The 670-nt window shown below is 53.1% G+C and carries 1 protein-coding gene; it reads left to right on the forward strand.

Annotation, left to right across the window (positions count from 1 at the left end; translation table 11 throughout):
- A partial coding sequence (locus IEX13_RS14165) for a hypothetical protein (protein WP_229668568.1) occupies positions 1-642 on the forward strand: 642 nt, incomplete at its 5' end.
- Between the last annotated feature and the right edge of the window lie 28 nt (positions 643-670).

Below are 670 nucleotides of genomic sequence, written 5' to 3' on the forward strand. Positions count from 1 at the left end.
TCATTCAAGCCGACGCCTTGTGTTAGGCACATGAAACTGCGCTTCGCAATCTGCTTAGGCTTGTTGCTTCCCGGTGCCGCATACGCGACGAAGGTTAGGCCGGTCGAACTGAGCGAGCTGACTGAAGCTTCAGAACTTGTCCTGTTCGGTCGGATCGAGATGGGGCAAGTAATTCCCGGCGATTGTGGGAATAGGTACATCGTTAAAGTTATGGAAGCCTACAAAGGTAGCTATGGAGAATCTGCATCCGTGCTCTTCTCCACCAAGGCGCCAATGACGATTGGGTCACATTATGTCCTCTTCCTAAGTAGGAACGAGACCTCGTTTACACCGCTCTATTCCACGAGTTCATTTGGTCCCGGCCCGGATCCTGAGCGCGTCCGAATCTGTGAAAAGAACAGGCCCCGCTACACCGTCAATATCTGGGGTGTGGGTGCCTTCAAAGTGACAGGGACTTACCAATCTTCAGAACGCGTCGCATTCTTCGACGACTACATGGTCCACATGCCGGAGCGGGTTGATACGATTAGACTGGATCCCTCAAAGCGTTACGACATCCCGCGCGACGAAGGCGCAATCGAGTTTGAGGCTCTTAGACAGTTACTTATTGAACCGCGGCCCGGCAAGTCGCCGCCTAACTAATCATTCAAGCCGACGCCTTGTGTTAGGC

Origin of the sequence: Arenimonas soli (assembly GCF_014643775.1) — a bacterium.
GTDB lineage: Bacteria > Pseudomonadota > Gammaproteobacteria > Xanthomonadales > Xanthomonadaceae > Arenimonas > Arenimonas soli.